This window comes from Sphingobium sp. TomTYG46, assembly GCF_055396345.1.
In genome coordinates, this window is sequence record NZ_AP027324.1 from 129,541 (window position 1) to 146,968 (window position 17,428).

Sequence of the window (17,428 nt, forward strand, 5' to 3'; positions counted from 1 at the left end):
CGCCGGGCTTGATCCGGCGGGTTTTTTCACATGCGGAAGGGCAGAAGGCTCTGCTGAGGTGATGCACAATCCTTCCATGGACGTGGGTGGGCGGCTTGAAAGGGAAGGCGCCGGTTCCCAAAGCATGTTCGACGTCGCCGCGCTGATCGACGAAGCGGCCAGCAAAATCGAAAGGCTCGACCCATGACCCTGACCGCCAATGTGCCGACCCAAAATGCCAGTCGCTATCTCCAGCGGCTTTGCAAGCATTGGAGCCACAAGTTTGAAGCCGACTTCGATGCGCAGCAGGGCGTGATCGCCTTTCCTATGGGTCCGATCCGAATGGCGGCCGGTGACGAGGCGTTGACGGTGACTATCGACCCGGCGGAGGGTGCTGACGTGGATCGTTTCAAGAAAGTTGTGGCCGACCATCTCGACCGCTTTGCCTTTCGGGAAGCGCCGCTGCCCTTCGACTGGCAGTGACCGCCTTATAACACATCCGTCATCCCGGACTTGATCCGGAATCCCGCTTCCAGGCCTATCTGCTCTCTCAGCGGCGCGGAATGCGACGGGCGCTGGCAAGGTGATGGGCATGCGTTATCGCCACGGCGAGCGCATCGGACGCATCCGGCCCGGCCACCTTGGCTCCCGGCAACAGCCGCGAAACCATGGCGTGGACCTGATCCTTCGATGCGTTGCCAACGCCGACGACGGATTTTTTGACAAGCCGCGCCGCATATTCGCCAACCTCCATCCCCGACCGGGATGCCGCAAGCAGCACGACGCCGCGCGCTTGCCCCAGCTTCAGCGTTGATTGCGGGTTCACATTAACGAACACTTCCTCGACCGCTGCGCCATTGGGCTGATGTTCAAGGATGAGGTCGGTCAGTGCAAGATCAAGTGCGAGCAACCGCGTTGCCAGTGCCATGTCGGCGTCGGTCTTGATCTGCCCGTTGGCGATGTGCGTGAGGCGATTGCCGTCAGCCGCGATCAAGCCCCAGCCAGTGGTGCCAAGCCCGGGGTCGAGTCCAAGGATGATCATGGATTTGTCCTCGCCCCTTCAGGGGAGAGGATAGGGAGGCTTACTGGCTTGCCGGTTAGCCGGACTTGGAGAGGGGAAGGTAGCAGCCGTATTCTCGACGCCGAGCAACCCTCTCCCCGCCGGGGAGAGGGGAGGGTGTTTATCAACCCAGCTTCTCCATGACCTCGTCGGACACTTCATAATTGCCCCAGACGGTCTGAACGTCGTCATCATCTTCCAGAGTATCGACCAGCTTCATCAGGGTCGCAGCGCTGCCTTCATCGACTTCGACGGTCGTCTGCGGCTTCCAGGCGAGCTTCGCGCCTTCGGCCGGGCCAAGCTTGCCTTCCAGCGCCTTGGCGACTTCGTGCAGCGCGTCCATGGCGGTCCAGATTTCATGTTCGTCTTCGTTCGACGACACATCGTCCGCGCCCGCTTCCAGAGCGGCTTCAAAGATCGCATCGGCATCGCCAGCGCTCGCCGGATAGGTGATCAGGCCCATGCGGTCGAAGCCATGGCTGACCGCGCCAGACGCGCCCAGATTGCCGCCATTCTTGGAAAAGGCGGTGCGGACGTTGGTCGCGGTACGGTTGCGGTTGTCGGTCAGCGCCTCGACGATGATCGCCACGCCGCCCGGGCCGTAGCCTTCATAGCGGATTTCTTCGTAATTTTCCGTGTCGCCGCCGATCGCCTTGTCGATGGCGCGCTGGATATTGTCCTTGGGCATGGACTGCGCCTTGGCCGCGTTGATCGCGAGGCGGAGGCGGGGGTTCATGTCCGGGTCGGGCATGCCCATCTTCGCCGCCACGGTGATTTCGCGGCTGAGCTTGGAGAACATCGAGGAACGCTTTTTGTCCTGCGCGCCCTTGCGATGCATGATGTTCTTGAATTTGCTATGGCCGGCCACGGCCTGCTCCTAATCTTGTCTGATCCGAAGCGCGCTCTCTAGCGGGCGTCCTGCCCAAGCGCAACTAGACGAGGATCGCGGTGCCGGATGCCGACACCATCAGCATCGACCCGTTCGAACCCAGCACTTCATAATCGAGGTCGACCCCGACCACGGCATTGGCGCCCAGCGTCGCCGCCCGCATCCGCATCTCCCCGATTGCCTGTTCACGGGCGCGTTGGAGGACATCCTCATAAGCGCCCGAACGGCCCCCGACGATATCCCGCACGCTGGCGAACAGGTCACGGAAGAGGTTGGCGCCGACGATCACCTCACCAGTGACGATGCCGAGATATTCCTTTGCCGGACGCCCTTCGAGGCGGCTGGTGGTGCTGACGATGATCTCGGACATGATGTGTCTCCCGCGCCTTGCTTGTCGAAGGTCCTTCTTGAAGAAAGAAGGGGCCTTCGACAAGCTGAGGGCGAACGGAAGACGAGCGCGTTATTCCATGCCCAGGGCGGACAGGTAGGTCTGGAGGATGGCTTCCATTTCCTGCCGGTCATGCTGCGGCATTTTGCGCAGGCGGACGATCTGGCGCATGATCTTCGGATCGTAGCCGGTGGCCTTGGCCTCCAGATACACGTCCTTGATATCGTCGCCGATGCCTTTCTTCTCTTCCTCGAGCCGCTCGATGCGTTCGATAAGAAGGCGTAGCTGATCGGCGGCGACGTTGCCCTCGCTCATATAATGTATCTCCGGATAGAATGTGAATCGGGTTGGCGCACGCTCCTAATGATTGTCAGCGTTCTTCGCCACACTCTCCTGCATCTTTGCGATCTGTTCCGGCGTCGCCTCGCTCTGATGGCGCTGCTTCCAGTCCGAAAAGGGCATGCCGTGGATGATTTCCCGCGCTTGGTCCTTGCTCAGATTGCCGTCGGCTTCCGCAATCCAGTCGGCGAGGCAATTGCGGCAGAAGCCCGCCGTTCCCATCAGATCGATGTTCTGGACGTCGGTCCTGTGCTGCAAATGCGCAATCAGGCGGCGGAAGGCGGTTGCGGCAACCGCATCGTTGAGCATATTGTCGGCCAAGGCGAACCTTTCGCTGATCTACATCATCCTGTCGTGCAGTAGGGATAATCGAAAACGGCGCTCTGGCAAGCCAGGGCGCGACCATGACGGCCAGGAGCTTTTTGAGAATGACGAAACTGCCGCCCCGTTCGCGCAAGGTCCGGATTTTGGCTACCCTTGGCCCCGCGAGCGACACGCCGGAAGTGATCCGCGCGCTGTTCATCGCCGGGGCAGACGCTTTCCGCATCAACATGAGCCATGGAGCGCATGAAGAGCATGCGGCGCGTATCGCGTCCATTCGGGCGCTGGAAAAGGAATTCGGGCGGCCGACGACCATATTGGGCGACTTGCAGGGGCCAAAGCTGCGCGTCGGTACGTTCAAGAGCGGCCTTGCCGTTCTGGAGGTGGGTGCATCCTTCATACTCGACCGCGACGAAACGCCGGGGGATGCACGGCGCGTGAACTTGCCGCATCCGGAAATCTACGCGGCGTTGGTGCCTGAAACGCGGCTGCTGCTGGACGACGGCAAGCTGGTGCTCCGGGTGAAGAATGTGTCCGATGACCGGATCGAAACGGTGGTAGAGGTCGGCGGCACCCTGTCGAACCGCAAGGGCGTCAACGTGCCCGATGTGGTTGTGCCCGTCCCCGCCTTGACGGAAAAGGACCGGCGCGACCTCAGCTTCGCGGTGGAGCAGGGCTGCGATTGGATCGCATTGAGCTTCGTCCAGCGTCCTGAAGACCTTGCGGAAGCGCGCAAGCTGATGGGCGGCCATGGCGCGCTGATGGCCAAGATCGAGAAGCCTGCCGCGGTCCAGCGGCTGGAGGAGATATTGGAACTGGCCGATGGCGTGATGGTCGCGCGCGGCGACCTGGGCGTCGAACTGCCGCCCCAAGCCGTGCCGCCGCTTCAGAAGCAGATCGTCGCGACGGCGCGGCGCATGGGGCGGCCCGTGGTGGTCGCGACGCAGATGCTCGAATCCATGATCAAGGCGCCGACGCCCACCCGCGCGGAAGTGTCGGACGTCGCCACTGCCGTCTATGATGGCGCGGACGCGATCATGTTGTCGGCGGAAACGGCGGCGGGCGATTGGCCTGAAGAGGCGGTCGCGATGATGGACAGCATCGCCCACAGCGTCGAGCGTGACCCCGGCTATGTCGCGCGGCTGCATTTCACCGAAACAAAGCCCGACGCGACCACCGCCGACGCGCTGGCGGAAGGGGCGGCGGGTATCGTCTCGGTCGTTGGGGCCAGCGCGATCACCTGCTTCACTTCATCAGGCAGCACGGTTCGCCGTGTGGCGCGCGAGCGTCCACTGACGCCAATCCTGGCGCTCACCCCTCGGCTGGACACGGCGCGCAAGTTGGGCCTGACCTGGGGCGTGCATGCGGTGCGCACCAAGGATATCGACACGTTCGAGGAAATGGTCGGCAAGGCCCGGCGCATGGCGCTGCGGCATAACATGACCCAGAAGGGCAGCAAGATCGTGGTGCTGGCAGGCGTCCCCTTCGGCACTCCGGGGTCGACCAACGTGCTGCATGTCACCGCCATTCGCGGTGATGAGCTTACAGGGCGGGATTAAGCTGTAGCAGGCCTTGCGCTGCCAGATCGCGGCGCAAGGTCTTTGCGTCGCGAAAGAGGTGGCTGCGAATGCCCAGCGCTTCCGCCGCCGCGACATTTTCTTCCCGATCATCGATGAAGAATGTTTCCTCGGCGCGCAGGCCAAACCGGCTGAGCGCCAGGCGGTAGATGGCAGGGTCGGGCTTCACTAACCCTTCAGCGCCAGAAACCAGAATGTCGCGGAAGTTAGCGAAGAAGTCCGCCTCCCGCGCATGGAATGGCTTCCAGAATTCGGCGCTGAAATTGGTGAGGCCGTAGAGCACTACGCCCCGCGCACGTAATTCGCCGACCAATTCCGCCATGCCCGCAACGGCGGGCTGGACGCTATCGTTGAAACGCTCGCCCCATATCCGAATCAGCGCTTCATGTTCCGGATGGCGGTCGATCAGTTCAGCGCTGGTTTCCGCGAAGGGGCGGCCCATGTCGTGCTGGCAATGCCATTCCATCGACACGACATCGCGCAGAAACGCGTCGAGCGCCCGATCATCATCGATCAGGCGCTCGTAGAGGAGCCGGGGCTCCCAATGGTACAGAACCTGTCCGACGTCGAATATGACGGCGGAGATCGGCTCGCTCAATCAGCCCTGGCGGGCCTTGAAGCGGCGATTGGTCTTGTTGATAACATAGGTACGGCCGCGACGGCGGATCACGCGGTTGTCCCGGTGACGGCCCTTAAGCGACTTGAGCGAGTTGCGGATCTTCATGGAAGTCAGCCTTCTAAGAATCTTGCGTGATCGGAAAATCGAAGCGCAGCCCCTATGGGTGGGGCGGCTGAAAGTCAAGGGCGGCTGGCCGCACTTTTGCCCCGTTCATGCCATATGCAGCAAAGACATGGCTTCAACTGTTGAAGGAATATCCGGTTCGGCATCGTCTATGGACTGCGGCATCTTTGTCGGAGATTAGCATGATCAAGCAGATACTCCTTCCCTCATTCCTTGCCCTGTCACTCGCCGGATGCGCAACGGCGGTGCCGCCCGTCGAGGTAACCCGCTTCCATGTCGGAAATCCGGCGCAAAGCGGAACGTTGGCGGTGGAAGAAATGGCCGCGAATCCCGATGCAGGGCTGGAGTTCCGGACCTATGCCGCCGCTGTCGAGCAGGAGTTGCAGCGTGCGGGCTTCAGTGCCCCACCTGCTGGAGCGCGCAGCGACTATGTCGCATCGGTCGGCTTCCGCCGATCTTTCCGTCCGACCGGTTACGGCAATGACGGCAGGCCCGTGAGTGTAGGCGTTGGCGGTGCGGTGGGCAGCGGCGGCTATTCGGGGCTGGGCCTGGGCATCGGCATCAACCTCTCGGGGCGGCCGAAGGATATGGTGACGACGGAGTTGCAGGTGCAGATCCGCAGGCGATCCGATTCGACGACGATCTGGGAGGGGAGGGCACTGACCCAGGCGCGCGAGGGTACGCCCGCCGCTCAGCCCGGTATCGCCGCGCAAAAGCTCGCCAGTGCGTTGATCGGGGGCTATCCGGGGGAATCGGGGCGCACTATAACCGTGAAATGACCATCTCGATCAGTAATGCCTTCGACAGCGGCAATATTCGCGTTCTTTCCATAATCGATACTGGCGATCGGGTCCGGGCCGAGCTGGAGATCGTCAAGGACAGGCAAAGCGATTTCTACCAATGGTTCCACTTTCGCATCGCGGGCGTTGCCGGGCGCGAAGTGGAACTGGCTATCGTCAATGGCGGGACCTCCGCCTATCCCGATGGCTGGCCGGGCTATAAGGCGCGGATCAGCGAGGATCGGGAAGTCTGGACGCAGGCGGATACCAGCTATGCCGACGGCGTCCTCACCATCAGCCTCTCTCCGGATCGCAACGTGCTGTGGGTCGCCTATTTCGCGCCCTATTCGATGGAGCGGCATCATGACCTGATCGCCTGGGCGGGTTGCCAGCTCGGGGTCGAGCATCGGGAATTGGGCCTGACGCTCGACAAGCAGCCACTCGACCTTCTGACGCTGGGCGACGGGCCAAAGCAGGTCTGGCTCTACGCCCGCCAGCATCCCGGCGAGACGATGGCCGAATGGTGGATGGAAGGCGCGCTGGAACGGCTTTGCGACGAGGAGGATGCCGTCGCCCGGCTGCTCCGCGCCAAGGCGACATTCCACATCGTTCCCAACATCAACCCTGATGGCAGCCGCCGGGGGCATCTGCGCACCAATGCGGCGGGCGTGAACCTCAACCGTGAATGGCACGAACCGTCGATGGACCGCAGTCCGGAGGTCTACCTTGTCCGGCAGGAGATGGACCGGACGGGTGTCGATTTCGCCATGGACGTGCATGGCGACGAAGCCATAGCCGCAGTCTTCCTGGCGGGCTTTGAAGGCATCCCTTCACTCAGCGAGCGGCAACTCGCCCTCTATAATCGCTTTCGGGATACGCTCGCGGCCCGGACGCCTGATTTCCAGACGACGCGCGGCTATCCTTCATCGGCGCCGGGCAAGGGCAATCTGACCATGTCCACCAATCAGGTCGCCGAACGTTTCGGCGCGGTCGCGATGACGCTGGAAATGCCCTTCAAGGACAATGACGATTTGCCCGATCCCGAATTTGGCTGGTCCCCCGCACGGTCGAAGCAGCTTGCCAAGGACTGCCTTGCGGTTTTGGCGGAGATGATCGGGGAGCTTTGAGCTGGATGCCCTGAAGGGGGTCAGCCTAGTTAAACAGGTCGGCGAGAAAGTCTCTCATCGACCGGAAGCTGCGGTGGTCTGCGTCAGGGTTGTAGACGAGGCCCTTGTCCGGCATGTTGACCGCATGATCGGTGAATGCGTGCCCGGTATGGCCATAGGCATGGATCTGCCAGTCGCATCCGGATTTCGTCAGTTCGTCGGCCAAGGCCACCGTGGCTGCTGGAGGAGCCAAGGGATCGTCCCAACCGTGGCACACCAACAGCTTCGCCCTGATGGCGGCGTTGGGAAAAGGTGGCGCGTCATAAATTCCATGGAAGCTGACGCCGCCGACGATGTCGGCTCCGCTGCGCGCAAGGTCTAGCACGCATTTGCCGCCGAAGCAGAAGCCGATCGCGGCCGTCCGGCTCGCGTCCGCTTCGGGAAGTGATTTGAGGACGGAATGAGCCGCGTTGAGCCGGTCGCGCAGCAGGGCGCGGTCGGCGTTCACCTCGTTCATGTAGCGCCCCATGTCGGGGTCATCGCGGCTGGCTCGCTTGCCCTGACCATAGATGTCCGCGACGAATAGCGTGTATCCCAGTTCCGCGACCTTCTCGGCGTAGGCGAAGTCCGCTTCTTTGGTCCCCAGTGCATTAGGGAAAAGCAGGATGCCGGGCCGGGGTGCGCCTGCGGCTTTGTCGAAGACGGCCATGCTCTCGAAGGTTCCACCGGGGCCTTCATGAACCGTGACGCGGCGAGTGATAGTCATGGCAAGCCTCGCTGATGAGAGTGGCAAGGCAACATTAGGCCGCTGGGAGTGCGTGGCAAGCGTTGCCCTGCCCAACACTCCGAGCGCATAAGAAAAGGGCGCCCCTGATGAGAGGGACGCCCTTCTTTTTTCTGCTACAGCCGTGTCTTAGAAACGGTAGCCGAGGATCAGTGCGCCCTGATGACGCTCGGGGTTCACGCCACCGATCTGCTCGTAACGCGAATAGCGATATTCAGCGCGAACGATGAAGCCCTGGACCGTCGTTTCCAGACCGGCGCCCAGACGGTAGCCGTCCAGCTTGATGCTGTTGTCCAGAGTGTCTTCCAGACGGGCGTTGGTGTAGCCGCCCTTGGCATAGGCCAAGACGTTCGGCACCACTTCGCCGCCGATGCGGACGCCGGCATAGAGGTCACGGTCAGTGCGGACGATGCCTTCCTTGACGTCGGAATCGGCATATTCGCCTTCGATGCCGAACACGGCGCCGTTGACGTTGACGTCATAGCCGATCACGCCGCCATACAGCAGGCCGCTGTCATGGTTGACCGAGTCGAAATCGACATGGTCCACACCGACGACTGCGCCGACATAGGGACCGGAAAAGGGCACGGCGTCCTGAGCGAAGGCCGGTGCGGAAACGCTGGCAAGCAGTAACGCCGAAGCGATCAGTTTTTTCATGGGGGACTCCTTTTCTGGGGTAACCGGATGTTGTCTGAGCGCGCTTTAGGGAGCCTGAGCGGGAAGAGTAAAGCATCACAAACAACGACATACCGCATTGCACAACGCGCTGTGACAATGTTGCATCACGTCTTGAAATGGATTCGCGGCGCCCTAGTCAGTCGGATGACCGCGCCAGGGCCATCCGTTGCTCCGTCCGGTTTTAGAGGCTGCCGAACCCCGGCGCCTCACCGCGCGCCTGCCTGTCCAGCCGGGTTGGGCGTTTCCAGCCGATGCGCGGACGCTTGCGCAGCCGCAGCGTCGGCCAGTCGCCATTGTCCATGCGCTCGGCCAGCCGCACGCCCTGAGCGCGGTAGGCTGACAGAACGGCATACGCTTGTTCCTTCAGCAATCCGGCGAGCAGGATCGTGCCCCCTTCCTCCACTAATGCGCAAAGTGAGGGCGCGAGTTCGATCAACGGGCCAGCGAGTATGTTCGCGATCAGCAGATCATAAGGCGCGCGCGTCGCGATGGCGGGGTGATCAACGCCCGCCGCGACATACAGCGCCAGTTGGCCTTGACCCTTGCCAACCGCGATGTCGTTGGCCGCGGCATTTTCCGCGCTGATGTCGACGGCGACCGGGTCGATGTCCGAAGCGGTGGCATAGGCGTGGGGCCACAAATGGAGCGCTGCGAAGGCGAGCAATCCGGTGCCAGTGCCAATATCCGTCACATTGCCAAAGCGCATGCCGACGCGCCGCATGCGGTCCAGCATCAGAAGGCAGCCTGCGGTGGTCTCATGCTGCCCGGTGCCAAAGGCGCGGCTCGCTTCGATCAGGAAATTGACGTGGCCCGGCTGCTCCGCATCGCTGGCAAGATTGCGGATGTGGAAGCGTCCGGCCGTGACTGGCTCCAGTCCCTGCTGGCTCAGGGTTACCCAATCCTCATCGGGCAACTGTTCGATCTGCGGCTTGGTCCCACTCGCGCTGGGGACGAGGGTACGGAGCAGCTTGATCGCGGCTGGGCTGGGCTTGCCTTCAAAATAGGCATCAAGCTGCCATGCATTTTCATCATCCGGCGCTGCTTCGCTGGTCATCAGCACCGGCGGCTTGTCCATGAGCGCGAAGCCCGCGATGTCACCGTCCAACGCCTCCGCCTCCGCACGTGTGCAGGGCAAGGTCACTTTCCAGCTTTGGACGGAAGAGGGCGCGGCATCAGTCATGCCGCGCCCTTTAGAAGCTTCAAGCGGGAAGGGGAAGTCGAGAGGGCATCAGTCGCTCTCCGGCTGCCTTTTCCCTGAAATTCAGGCCACCTGTCGTCCAAAATCGGAGGATGCGGCCCGCAGGCTGGCAAGCTTGCCCTCGACGCTCATGAAGCCGCGCTCCAGCTGGTCGATTTCGGAAGCAACGACTTCCGTATCCTGACGGATGGCGGAAATGGTGCTCGACATGGAGTCGGCTGCCAGCGCCGTCTCATCGACAGCGGCGGTGATCATGGTGACCGTCTGCGCCTGGGCGTCCATGGCATGACGGATGCGATCGGCGCTCGACTGCACTTCCCCAACCGTATCGCGGATTCGTTCATTGGTTTCCACCGACTGCCGCGTCGAAGCCTGAATATCCGCGATCTTGCCCGCGATTTCATCGGTCGCACGTGCGGTCTGGTTCGCAAGGCTCTTCACTTCCTGCGCCACGACGGCAAAGCCGCGTCCCGCGTCGCCCGCGCGCGCCGCTTCGATGGTGGCGTTGAGAGCGAGCAGGTTCGTCTGGCCCGCGATGTCGCGGATCAGGCCCAGGATCGACTCGATCGATTTCGCATGTTCAGTCAGAGTTGCCGACATCGTCACCGCATCGCCCGACTGCCGGGCGGCACGCTGGGCGACATCTGCGGCGCTTTCGACTTCCGTGCGGGCATCCTCGATTGCCCGGATCAGCCCTGCCGACGTGCGGGCTGCTTCGCGCATCGCGATTGCCGATTGTTCGGCGGCGGCGGCGACTTCCGAAGCCTTGCCCAACATGCCGCGTGTGGCGGCAGAGGCATCCTTCGCCTGTTCGCGCAGCGATTCGCCGAGCTGGGAGGCGCCGTCGATCTCGCCCATGATGCGCTGTTCGAACAGGGTGCCGATGCGCTGGCGTTCGTTGCGCTGCGCTTCTGCCTCGTCGCCCGCGAAGGCGTTGGTCATCATGCTGGCATCGACCATGCTGACCATGGTGATGATGTTCACAAGCCGCTGGCGGGTGGTATCGTCCGCCGCCTTTTGCCAGACGAGGTTGGTCAGCTGCTTGTTGGCTTCCGATACCGCCGTCAGGACGAGGCCCAGGGGCAAGCCGCGTTTGCGGGCCAACCGGACGCAGGCGATGGAGCTGCCCGCCCAACTGCCTGCCTCATAGAAGCTGAGCTTCTGCCGCACATATTCATGGGCTTCGGTTTCGATCTTGGCGATCGTGGAGGCGGCCAGGACGCTGCGCAGATGAGATTGATCCATGTAGCTGTCGAAGAAGGTACGGGCCGCGATCGACGCGCCGTCGCCTATCATGTCCCGAATCTCGCGAAGCCCCGCAGCCAATTCGCCGGTGGGATCTATTTCCGCCATGCTGGCGATCATTGCGCTCTTCGCTGGTGCGACGGACGTCATATGCGGCAAACCTCAATTCTCTTGTTTGTCCGTCGGGTCATAGCGCTATCTGGTTAATCAGTTCTTAGCCGTGATCGCCCGGCCCCTCTGCCAGCGCGGCTTGCCCTCTTGACCGATCGCTCTTAAGGGGACGGGAATCAGGGACAAGCATCAGGGACGTAGGTAGATATGGCGCGAACCACGAGCCGGCCGCTCTCGCCGCATTTGACGATCTGGAAATGGGGGCCAGCGATGGCCGTTTCCATCATGCACCGCGTGACGGGCAATGGCCTGGCGACGGCGGGTGCATTGGGTCTGGTCTGGTGGCTGATGGCCGCAGCATCGGGGCCGGAAGCCTATGCGACGTTCGTGGCATGCGCGACCTCGCCGATCGGTTATCTGGTTATGGCGGGCCTGAGCTGGTTCTTTTTCCAGCATCTGACGTCGGGCCTGCGCCACTTCGTGCTCGACATGGGCGCTGGCTATGAACTGAAGAACAACCGGACCTGGTCCGTGCTGACCTTCGTCATCTCGACGCTCCTCACCATCGCCTTCTGGGCCGCTATCTGCACGGGGAAATTCTGATGGGAACGGGAACCGGAATCGGCCGCGTTCGTGGACTGGGCTCTGCCCGTCACGGTGCGCATCACTGGCTGGCGCAGCGTTATACCGCGATCGGCAACCTGCTGCTGGTGCTGTGGCTGCTGTTCAGCCTGATCGCGCTGCCGGGGCTGGATTATCAGAGCGTCCATAACTGGATCGCCAACCCGCTGGTCGCGGTGCCGATGATGCTGATGATCGTCAGCATCTTCTGGCACCTGCGCCTCGGCATGCAGGTGATGCTGGAAGACTATGTCCACGACAAGGGCCTGGCGTTCCTCTCCATGCTGCTCCTGAACTTCTATGCCTTTGGCGGCGCGGCCGCGGGCGTCTTCGCGATCGCCAAGATCGCCTTCACGGGGATCGTCAAGTAATGAGCGAAGCCTATAAGATCATCGATCACACCTACGACACGGTCGTTGTGGGGGCTGGCGGCTCCGGCCTGCGCGCCACCATGGGCAGCGCCGAAGCGGGCCTGAAGACCGCCTGCATCACCAAGCTGTTCCCGACTCGGTCGCACACCGTTGCTGCTCAGGGGGGCATTGCGGCCAGCCTCGGCAACAACTCGCCCGACCACTGGACCTGGCATATGTACGACACCGTCAAGGGATCGGACTGGCTGGGCGACCAGGATGCGATCGAATATATGGTGCGTGAAGCGCCTGCGGCCGTGATCGAGCTGGAACATGCGGGCGTACCGTTCAGCCGCAACGAGAATGGCACCATCTATCAGCGTCCGTTCGGCGGCCACATGCAGAATATGGGCGCTGGCCCGCCGGTGCAGCGCACCTGCGCGGCGGCCGACCGTACCGGTCACGCTATGCTACATGCTCTGTATCAGCAGAGCCTAAAGTATGATGCGGACTTCTACATCGAATATTTCGCCATCGACCTGATCATGGAAGATGGCCCGAACGGCAAGGAATGCCGCGGCGTCATCGCCATCTGCATGGAGGATGGTTCGATCCATCGCTTCCGCAGCAAGGCGGTCGTGCTGGCGACGGGTGGTTATGGCCGCGCCTATTTCTCTGCCACGTCGGCGCATAGCTGCACCGGCGACGGCGGCGGCATGGTGCTGCGCGCCGGCCTGCCGCTTCAGGATCTGGAGTTCGTGCAGTTCCACCCGACCGGCATCTACGGCGCGGGCGTCCTGATTACCGAAGGCGCACGCGGCGAAGGCGGCTACCTCACCAACTCCGAGGGCGAGCGCTTCATGGAGCGTTATGCGCCTTCCGCGAAGGATCTGGCGTCGCGTGACGTCGTGTCGCGTTCGATGGCGATGGAAATGCGCGAAGGGCGCGGCGTGGGTCCGAACAAGGATCACATCTTCCTGCACCTCGACCATATCGATCCCAAGGTGTTGGCCGAGCGTCTGCCGGGTATCACCGAGAGCGGAAAGATCTTCGCTGGCGTTGACCTGACCCGCCAGCCGCTGCCGGTGACGCCGACCGTCCATTATAATATGGGCGGCATCCCCTGTAACTATCATGGGCAGGTGGTGACGAAGGTCGGCGACGATCCGGAAGTCGTGGTGCCGGGCCTTTATGCAGTCGGTGAAGCGGCTTGCGTGTCGGTCCACGGCGCGAACCGCCTGGGCTCCAACTCGCTGATCGACCTTGTCGTGTTCGGCCGCGCCACCGGCCTGCACCTCAAGGAAACGATCAAGCCCAATGGCTCGCATCGTCCGCTCCCCGCCGATGCGGCCGATCTGGCGCTGTCGCGCCTCGACCATTATCGCAACGCCAAGGGCGGCTCGCCGACGGCGAAGATCCGTTTGGAGATGCAGCACACGATGCAGAAGCATGCGGCCGTGTTTCGCGACAGCGCGCTGCTGTCCGAGGGCGTCACCAAGATGGCGCAGGTCAATGCGAGCATGCAGGATGTGGGGGTTTCGGATCGCTCGCTGATCTGGAACACCGACCTGATCGAGACGCTGGAGCTGGACAACCTGATGTCTCAGGCTGTCTGCACCATGGTCAGCGCGGAAAACCGCAAGGAAAGCCGCGGCGCCCATGCGCATGAGGATTTCCCCAATCGCGATGACGATAATTGGATGAAGCACACCATCAGCTGGTTCGACGGCTGGGGCGGAAAGGGCGGCAATGTCTCGCTCGATTACCGCCCGGTGCATGATTATACGCTCACCGACGAGGCGGAATATATCAAGCCCAAGGCGCGCGTTTACTAAGGTTTTCCGTCAGGCGAGATAGGTAAGAGGGCGGGCTGCAAGGCTCGCCCTTTTTGTTTATGGTTCAGTTCATGTCGAAGGAGGTGGAGCGATGGCGGATGCAAGCAGGCATGGCGGCCAGTGTCATTGTGGCGCCGTCCGTTTTGAGGTGGAATTGAGTGAAGGCCTCGACAGCGCCCGCCGGTGCAACTGTTCATTTTGCCGTATGCGGGGCGCCGTAACTGTTTCGGCGAAGCTGGACGGCCTTCATGTTGTGGGCGGCGCGAATATGCTCACGAGCTATCGGTTCAATACCGGAGCGGCGCAGCACTTCTTCTGTTCGCGGTGCGGCATCTACACGCACCACCAGCGCCGCTCCAATGCAAACGAATATGGGGTGAATGTCGCTTGCCTTGAGGGAATGAGCCCCTTCGATTTCGCCGAGGTGCCCGTGTTGGATGGTGAAAATCATCCCAGCGACAATGCGGGCCGGGCGCGGATTGCCGGGGTGTTGCGCTTTATTCGTGGGGATTGAGGAACGGGTCCGTCTTCGAAGGAGTACGAAGTTGGGAAGGGGCATAACCGGATTAAACCATGTGACAGTGGCGGTTGCAGACGTTGAACGGTCACTGGCCTTTTATCGCGATGTCCTTGGCTGTACCGTCCGGGCGGTGTGGAGCGATGGCGCTTATCTTGAAGCGGGGACGCTTTGGCTGTGCCTATTCCGGGACGACAAGGTGAGAACGTCGCCGCATTCAGACTACACGCATCTGGCGTTCAATGTTGTGGAGGCGGACTATTACAGCTTGAGCGAACGCTTAGCCGCCGAGTGCATCATTTGGAAAAGCGATAGTAGCGAAGGTGCGTCCACTTACTTCCTCGATCCCGACGGGCATAAATTGGAAATACATGTGGGCTCTCTTGAAACGAGGCTGTCACATTACCGACTGGAGGCGGCCAAAGGGGTGACGGTTTTCGATTATTGATGGCACGGCGCACGGGGATGTTGCGCTTTATTTCTGCTGATCGATTATAGCGGCCATGGACGAAGTCGGATCGATTTCTCTCAATCCGGCGACAACGCCCGCCCTGTTAATGGCAGGCTGATTCTGACTGACTTTCCATTTTCCTTCGATCCGCTCGATCGGTATTTCAAAGCCGATTATGTTTTTCAGCAGCGCATCGATGTAGTCCTCCGGGGCGTCGTTGACAGACCATGGTGCTGAACGATCCGCCTCCTGCAGCGTGGTCAGAGCATCGATCTGCGTTCGCAGCCAATTGGCATCTTCGATTATGCGAGGATTTCCCCGGCCCTGAACGACAATATAGTTCCAGGTTGGAACTACCTTTTCATGCTCCTTCTTCGTCGCGTACCAGGATGGGGTGATGTAGGCTTGCGGACCCTGGAAAATGACCAAAGCTTCGGCGCCGGTCAGAAGGTCTTCTATCTGACCATTCGCCCGTGCCATATGTGCACGCAAGGTATCGCGACCATCTTCATTGGTCAGCGTGAACGGGATGAAATTGGCGGTAAGACCCTTCGCCCCATGGGTCACGAGCGTGGCCAGCGGGTGAGAACGGATTATGGCGTGCAATTGCTCCAAACGATCTTCCCGAAAGACGGGTGGCCTGTACATGGTCGCTCCTGAAATGCTTTTGCCGCTTCCATGAGGATGCATCGCGGATTGCGGCTGGTCCAGCCTTCCTTATCCTTCAACCTCTTTTCGCCGACGCAGATAAAGCGGGATCCCGGCTCAAGGCCGGGATGACGGAGGATATAGGGACAATAGGCGGAATGGCCTGCACAGCCCCTCTGGCGCAGCGTCGCGGCTGTCGCTAAGCCTTCATTCAATGACGATCGATCCCCTGGTCCTTTTGCAGGCCTATTCCATCGGCGTGTTTCCCATGTCCGATGACCGGGATGCGGAGGAGGTTTATTGGATTGAGCCCAAGCGGCGAGCGATCATGCCGCTCCATGGCTTTCGCATGTCCCATTCGCTGGCCAAAACGATCCGGCAGGAGCGTTTCCGTGTGACTGCCAACCACGATTTTGGCGGCATTGTTTCGCTATGCGCGCAGGCGGCGGAGGATCGGCCGTCGACCTGGATCAACAAGGAGATCGAGCAGACATACCGGCATCTGCACGAAATCGGCTTTGCGCATTCGATCGAGGTTTGGGATGGCGATGAGCTGGCGGGCGGACTCTATGGGGTCGCTTTGGGCCAAGCCTTTTTCGGCGAAAGCATGGTGTCTCGAAAAACCGATGCTTCTAAGGTCGCTCTGGCCTGGCTCACCGCCCGCATGCTTTTTGCAGGCTTCACCTTGCTCGACTGCCAATTCATGACCGACCATCTTCGGTCATTGGGAGCGATAGAAATCAGCCAGAAGGATTATCTGGGATTGCTCGCGGGTGCGCTAGGGGACGTCCCGCTAGGTGCGGGCCGTTCCTCGGCATTGGCCGGAGGTTCGGGGGGCTGGGCCGAGCTGGCATTTGCGCCGCTCGGCGGAGAGGCGTCCGCTGGGGGTTCGCCTTTGCCGCCAAGCTTGACCGTGTCGGGGCCGCTTTCTGGCCAGGACATCGTGCAGCTTCTTACCCATACATCGTAGATCGGATGCTGCACCACGTTGCGGTCGGGTCGTTCCTTGAACAGCCAGCCCGAAAAGTTGCGGCGCCACTTATTGTCGGCGGTGCTGCGCACGTCGAGTTGAATGAAGGCTCCGGTTTCCTTCACATTTTCCCAAGGAGCAGTCGTCTCACACGCTTGCAGGCGGACGATCGCATCGCCTACGCGTAAGGCGTCGCCGGGCTTCATCGTGAGGTCAGTGGTGATCCCGTTGCGCTTGTTGAGCAGGCCGATCACCGCGACGCGATCCGCCATGGGCGTGCCGGGCAAGGCCGAAGAACCGCCATTGCGAATCTTTTGCCCCTCGATCTTCACGGGGCCGGTCTGGTTCGCAGTGGGAAGTTCATCGCCGCCACAGGCCGCAAGCGACAGCAGCAGGGCGAGGGGCAGGATCGGCAGGACCGTCCCCGCCGGGCGCAGGGTCATGATGCGTCGGGGCTCCACGCTTCATAATCGCCGGTCGCGCGCTGGCGCTGCGCACCCTTTTCCAGCGCACCCGTCGGCCGGTAAGCATTGGGGGTGCCAGTCGCGTTGGGCGTGAAATCCCGTTCCCAGATACGGGGCGGGGGGAGGAAGCTTTCCGGTGTTCCTTCGATCGTGTGATGCAGCCACCCGTGCCATTCGGCAGGTACGCGGCTAGCGTCATTATTACCGTTGTAGATTACCCAGCGGCGGGTGCGGCCGTGCACGTCCGTGCCGCCTTCATAATAGATATTGCCCTGATGGTCCTCGCCCACTTTCTTGCCCTTGCGGGAGGTATAAAGTGCGGTGCCGATGGTCGCGCCATTCCACCAGGTGAAGATCTTGGCCAGGATTCCCATGC

24 protein-coding genes and 1 pseudogene are annotated in these 17,428 nt (G+C 61.6%); 11 read left to right on the top strand and 14 right to left on the bottom strand.

What is annotated here, in order from left to right; translation table 11 throughout:
• Window positions 1–61: 61 nt before the first annotated feature.
• Both ACZ5YV_RS00670 and ACZ5YV_RS00675 read left to right on the top strand, forming a co-directional pair.
• Window positions 62–187, top strand: coding sequence for a hypothetical protein (locus tag ACZ5YV_RS00670; protein ID WP_464788138.1), 126 nt, complete (start codon window positions 62–64; stop codon window positions 185–187).
• On the top strand, window positions 184–462 hold the full coding sequence (locus ACZ5YV_RS00675; RefSeq protein WP_464788139.1) for a DUF2218 domain-containing protein: 279 nt from the start codon (window positions 184–186) through the stop codon (window positions 460–462). The genes ACZ5YV_RS00670 and ACZ5YV_RS00675 overlap by 4 nt, the downstream gene beginning before the upstream one ends.
• Before the next feature lie 67 nt (window positions 463–529).
• Here ACZ5YV_RS00675 and ruvC read toward each other — a convergent pair whose 3' ends face one another.
• From ruvC to ACZ5YV_RS00700, 5 genes are all read right to left on the bottom strand, one after another.
• The gene (gene ruvC / locus ACZ5YV_RS00680) at window positions 530–1,021 is read right to left on the bottom strand and encodes a crossover junction endodeoxyribonuclease RuvC (RefSeq protein ID WP_464788140.1); all 492 of its coding nucleotides are present in this window, start codon (window positions 1,019–1,021) and stop codon (window positions 530–532) included.
• A gap of 142 nt (window positions 1,022–1,163) precedes the next feature.
• Complete coding sequence (locus ACZ5YV_RS00685) at window positions 1,164–1,907, bottom strand: YebC/PmpR family DNA-binding transcriptional regulator (RefSeq protein ID WP_449471164.1); 744 nt, start codon at window positions 1,905–1,907, stop codon at window positions 1,164–1,166.
• Window positions 1,908–1,971: 64 nt separating this feature from the next.
• Window positions 1,972–2,298, bottom strand: a complete 327-nt coding sequence (locus ACZ5YV_RS00690; protein WP_174525906.1) for a heavy metal-binding domain-containing protein — start codon at window positions 2,296–2,298, stop codon at window positions 1,972–1,974.
• Between the two features lie 90 nt (window positions 2,299–2,388).
• Window positions 2,389–2,631 carry a DUF2312 domain-containing protein gene (locus ACZ5YV_RS00695; protein WP_449471166.1) on the bottom strand — a complete coding sequence of 81 codons (243 nt, stop codon included), beginning with the start codon at window positions 2,629–2,631 and terminating at the stop codon, window positions 2,389–2,391.
• A 45-nt stretch (window positions 2,632–2,676) separates the two neighbouring features.
• A complete protein-coding gene (locus ACZ5YV_RS00700) occupies window positions 2,677–2,964 on the bottom strand; it encodes a DUF1244 domain-containing protein (protein WP_464789114.1) in 288 nt (95 codons plus the stop codon).
• 119 nt (window positions 2,965–3,083) lie between these two features.
• Here ACZ5YV_RS00700 and pyk point away from each other — a divergent pair, with 119 nt between their 5' ends.
• Window positions 3,084–4,535 carry a pyruvate kinase gene (gene pyk, locus ACZ5YV_RS00705; RefSeq protein ID WP_464788141.1) on the top strand — a complete coding sequence of 484 codons (1,452 nt, stop codon included), beginning with the start codon at window positions 3,084–3,086 and terminating at the stop codon, window positions 4,533–4,535.
• Here pyk and ACZ5YV_RS00710 read toward each other — a convergent pair.
• Window positions 4,519–5,151, bottom strand: coding sequence for an HAD family hydrolase (locus tag ACZ5YV_RS00710; RefSeq protein WP_464788142.1), 633 nt, complete (start codon window positions 5,149–5,151; stop codon window positions 4,519–4,521). The genes pyk and ACZ5YV_RS00710 overlap by 17 nt on opposite strands.
• Window positions 5,152–5,277, bottom strand: coding sequence for a type B 50S ribosomal protein L36 (gene ykgO / locus ACZ5YV_RS00715; RefSeq protein WP_004210176.1), 126 nt, complete (start codon window positions 5,275–5,277; stop codon window positions 5,152–5,154).
• Window positions 5,278–5,477: 200 nt separating this feature from the next.
• Between ykgO and ACZ5YV_RS00720 the strand changes: the two genes are divergently transcribed.
• Both ACZ5YV_RS00720 and ACZ5YV_RS00725 read left to right on the top strand, forming a co-directional pair.
• Complete coding sequence (locus tag ACZ5YV_RS00720; RefSeq protein WP_464788143.1) at window positions 5,478–6,074, top strand: hypothetical protein; 597 nt, start codon at window positions 5,478–5,480, stop codon at window positions 6,072–6,074.
• Window positions 6,071–7,201, top strand: coding sequence for a M14 family metallopeptidase (locus ACZ5YV_RS00725; RefSeq protein ID WP_464788144.1), 1,131 nt, complete (start codon window positions 6,071–6,073; stop codon window positions 7,199–7,201). The genes ACZ5YV_RS00720 and ACZ5YV_RS00725 overlap by 4 nt, the downstream gene beginning before the upstream one ends.
• 25 nt (window positions 7,202–7,226) lie before the next feature.
• Here ACZ5YV_RS00725 and ACZ5YV_RS00730 read toward each other — a convergent pair whose 3' ends face one another.
• From ACZ5YV_RS00730 to ACZ5YV_RS00745, 4 genes are all read right to left on the bottom strand, one after another.
• The gene (locus tag ACZ5YV_RS00730) at window positions 7,227–7,946 is read right to left on the bottom strand and encodes a dienelactone hydrolase family protein (RefSeq protein ID WP_464788145.1); all 720 of its coding nucleotides are present in this window, start codon (window positions 7,944–7,946) and stop codon (window positions 7,227–7,229) included.
• A 147-nt stretch (window positions 7,947–8,093) separates the two neighbouring features.
• On the bottom strand, window positions 8,094–8,621 hold the full coding sequence (locus tag ACZ5YV_RS00735; protein ID WP_464788146.1) for a porin family protein: 528 nt from the start codon (window positions 8,619–8,621) through the stop codon (window positions 8,094–8,096).
• 202 nt (window positions 8,622–8,823) lie between these two features.
• A complete protein-coding gene (locus tag ACZ5YV_RS00740) occupies window positions 8,824–9,822 on the bottom strand; it encodes a 50S ribosomal protein L11 methyltransferase (RefSeq protein ID WP_464788147.1) in 999 nt (332 codons plus the stop codon).
• Window positions 9,823–9,903: 81 nt separating this feature from the next.
• Window positions 9,904–11,235: a methyl-accepting chemotaxis protein gene (locus tag ACZ5YV_RS00745; protein WP_464788148.1), complete on the bottom strand. Its 1,332-nt coding sequence runs from the start codon at window positions 11,233–11,235 to the stop codon at window positions 9,904–9,906.
• 168 nt (window positions 11,236–11,403) lie between these two features.
• On the opposite strand from ACZ5YV_RS00745, the gene sdhC reads away from it, so the two are divergent.
• From sdhC to ACZ5YV_RS00770, 5 genes are all read left to right on the top strand, one after another.
• The gene (gene sdhC, locus ACZ5YV_RS00750; RefSeq protein WP_464778948.1) at window positions 11,404–11,799 is read left to right on the top strand and encodes a succinate dehydrogenase, cytochrome b556 subunit; all 396 of its coding nucleotides are present in this window, start codon (window positions 11,404–11,406) and stop codon (window positions 11,797–11,799) included.
• The gene (gene sdhD, locus ACZ5YV_RS00755; protein ID WP_464788149.1) at window positions 11,799–12,188 is read left to right on the top strand and encodes a succinate dehydrogenase, hydrophobic membrane anchor protein; all 390 of its coding nucleotides are present in this window, start codon (window positions 11,799–11,801) and stop codon (window positions 12,186–12,188) included. The genes sdhC and sdhD overlap by 1 nt, the downstream gene beginning before the upstream one ends.
• The gene (gene sdhA / locus ACZ5YV_RS00760; RefSeq protein ID WP_464788150.1) at window positions 12,188–14,002 is read left to right on the top strand and encodes a succinate dehydrogenase flavoprotein subunit; all 1,815 of its coding nucleotides are present in this window, start codon (window positions 12,188–12,190) and stop codon (window positions 14,000–14,002) included. Before sdhD ends, sdhA begins: the two co-directional genes overlap by 1 nt.
• A gap of 91 nt (window positions 14,003–14,093) precedes the next feature.
• Window positions 14,094–14,516, top strand: coding sequence for a GFA family protein (locus ACZ5YV_RS00765; protein WP_464788151.1), 423 nt, complete (start codon window positions 14,094–14,096; stop codon window positions 14,514–14,516).
• Between the two features lie 43 nt (window positions 14,517–14,559).
• Window positions 14,560–14,967 carry a VOC family protein gene (locus ACZ5YV_RS00770; protein ID WP_464789115.1) on the top strand — a complete coding sequence of 136 codons (408 nt, stop codon included), beginning with the start codon at window positions 14,560–14,562 and terminating at the stop codon, window positions 14,965–14,967.
• Window positions 14,968–14,994: 27 nt separating this feature from the next.
• Here ACZ5YV_RS00770 and ACZ5YV_RS00775 read toward each other — a convergent pair whose 3' ends face one another.
• On the bottom strand, window positions 14,995–15,660 hold the full coding sequence (locus tag ACZ5YV_RS00775; protein ID WP_464788152.1) for an FMN-binding negative transcriptional regulator: 666 nt from the start codon (window positions 15,658–15,660) through the stop codon (window positions 14,995–14,997).
• A 172-nt stretch (window positions 15,661–15,832) separates the two neighbouring features.
• Between ACZ5YV_RS00775 and aat the strand changes: the two genes are divergently transcribed.
• The gene (gene aat / locus ACZ5YV_RS00780) at window positions 15,833–16,588 is read left to right on the top strand and encodes a leucyl/phenylalanyl-tRNA--protein transferase (protein WP_464788153.1); all 756 of its coding nucleotides are present in this window, start codon (window positions 15,833–15,835) and stop codon (window positions 16,586–16,588) included.
• 35 nt (window positions 16,589–16,623) lie between these two features.
• Here aat and ACZ5YV_RS00785 read toward each other — a convergent pair.
• A pseudogene (locus ACZ5YV_RS00785) lies at window positions 16,624–17,031 on the bottom strand (DUF2155 domain-containing protein); the annotation flags it as partial.
• Entirely contained in the window at window positions 17,028–17,426 is a 399-nt protein-coding gene (locus ACZ5YV_RS00790) for an NADH:ubiquinone oxidoreductase subunit NDUFA12 (protein ID WP_464788154.1), read from the bottom strand. The gene ACZ5YV_RS00790 and the pseudogene ACZ5YV_RS00785, both read right to left, overlap by 4 nt.
• Between the last annotated feature and the right edge of the window lie 2 nt (window positions 17,427–17,428).

Bases quoted from the DNA above. Each gene is read 5' to 3' on its own strand.
- ACZ5YV_RS00670 (WP_464788138.1), top strand. From the start codon at position 62: ATGCACAATCCTTCCATGGACGTGGGTGGGCGGCTTGAAAGGGAAGGC.
- ACZ5YV_RS00675 (WP_464788139.1), top strand. From the start codon at position 184: ATGACCCTGACCGCCAATGTGCCGACCCAAAATGCCAGTCGCTATCTC.
- ruvC (WP_464788140.1), bottom strand. From the start codon at position 1,021: ATGATCATCCTTGGACTCGACCCCGGGCTTGGCACCACTGGCTGGGGC.
- ACZ5YV_RS00690 (WP_174525906.1), bottom strand. From the start codon at position 2,298: ATGTCCGAGATCATCGTCAGCACCACCAGCCGCCTCGAAGGGCGTCCG.
- ACZ5YV_RS00695 (WP_449471166.1), bottom strand. From the start codon at position 2,631: ATGAGCGAGGGCAACGTCGCCGCCGATCAGCTACGCCTTCTTATCGAA.
- ACZ5YV_RS00700 (WP_464789114.1), bottom strand. From the start codon at position 2,964: ATGCTCAACGATGCGGTTGCCGCAACCGCCTTCCGCCGCCTGATTGCG.
- pyk (WP_464788141.1), top strand. From the start codon at position 3,084: ATGACGAAACTGCCGCCCCGTTCGCGCAAGGTCCGGATTTTGGCTACC.
- ykgO (WP_004210176.1), bottom strand. From the start codon at position 5,277: ATGAAGATCCGCAACTCGCTCAAGTCGCTTAAGGGCCGTCACCGGGAC.
- ACZ5YV_RS00720 (WP_464788143.1), top strand. From the start codon at position 5,478: ATGATCAAGCAGATACTCCTTCCCTCATTCCTTGCCCTGTCACTCGCC.
- ACZ5YV_RS00725 (WP_464788144.1), top strand. From the start codon at position 6,071: ATGACCATCTCGATCAGTAATGCCTTCGACAGCGGCAATATTCGCGTT.
- ACZ5YV_RS00730 (WP_464788145.1), bottom strand. From the start codon at position 7,946: ATGACTATCACTCGCCGCGTCACGGTTCATGAAGGCCCCGGTGGAACC.
- ACZ5YV_RS00735 (WP_464788146.1), bottom strand. From the start codon at position 8,621: ATGAAAAAACTGATCGCTTCGGCGTTACTGCTTGCCAGCGTTTCCGCA.
- ACZ5YV_RS00740 (WP_464788147.1), bottom strand. From the start codon at position 9,822: ATGACTGATGCCGCGCCCTCTTCCGTCCAAAGCTGGAAAGTGACCTTG.
- ACZ5YV_RS00745 (WP_464788148.1), bottom strand. From the start codon at position 11,235: ATGACGTCCGTCGCACCAGCGAAGAGCGCAATGATCGCCAGCATGGCG.
- sdhC (WP_464778948.1), top strand. From the start codon at position 11,404: ATGGCGCGAACCACGAGCCGGCCGCTCTCGCCGCATTTGACGATCTGG.
- sdhD (WP_464788149.1), top strand. From the start codon at position 11,799: ATGGGAACGGGAACCGGAATCGGCCGCGTTCGTGGACTGGGCTCTGCC.
- sdhA (WP_464788150.1), top strand. From the start codon at position 12,188: ATGAGCGAAGCCTATAAGATCATCGATCACACCTACGACACGGTCGTT.
- ACZ5YV_RS00765 (WP_464788151.1), top strand. From the start codon at position 14,094: ATGGCGGATGCAAGCAGGCATGGCGGCCAGTGTCATTGTGGCGCCGTC.
- ACZ5YV_RS00775 (WP_464788152.1), bottom strand. From the start codon at position 15,660: ATGCATCCTCATGGAAGCGGCAAAAGCATTTCAGGAGCGACCATGTAC.
- aat (WP_464788153.1), top strand. From the start codon at position 15,833: ATGACGATCGATCCCCTGGTCCTTTTGCAGGCCTATTCCATCGGCGTG.
- ACZ5YV_RS00790 (WP_464788154.1), bottom strand. From the start codon at position 17,426: ATGGGAATCCTGGCCAAGATCTTCACCTGGTGGAATGGCGCGACCATC.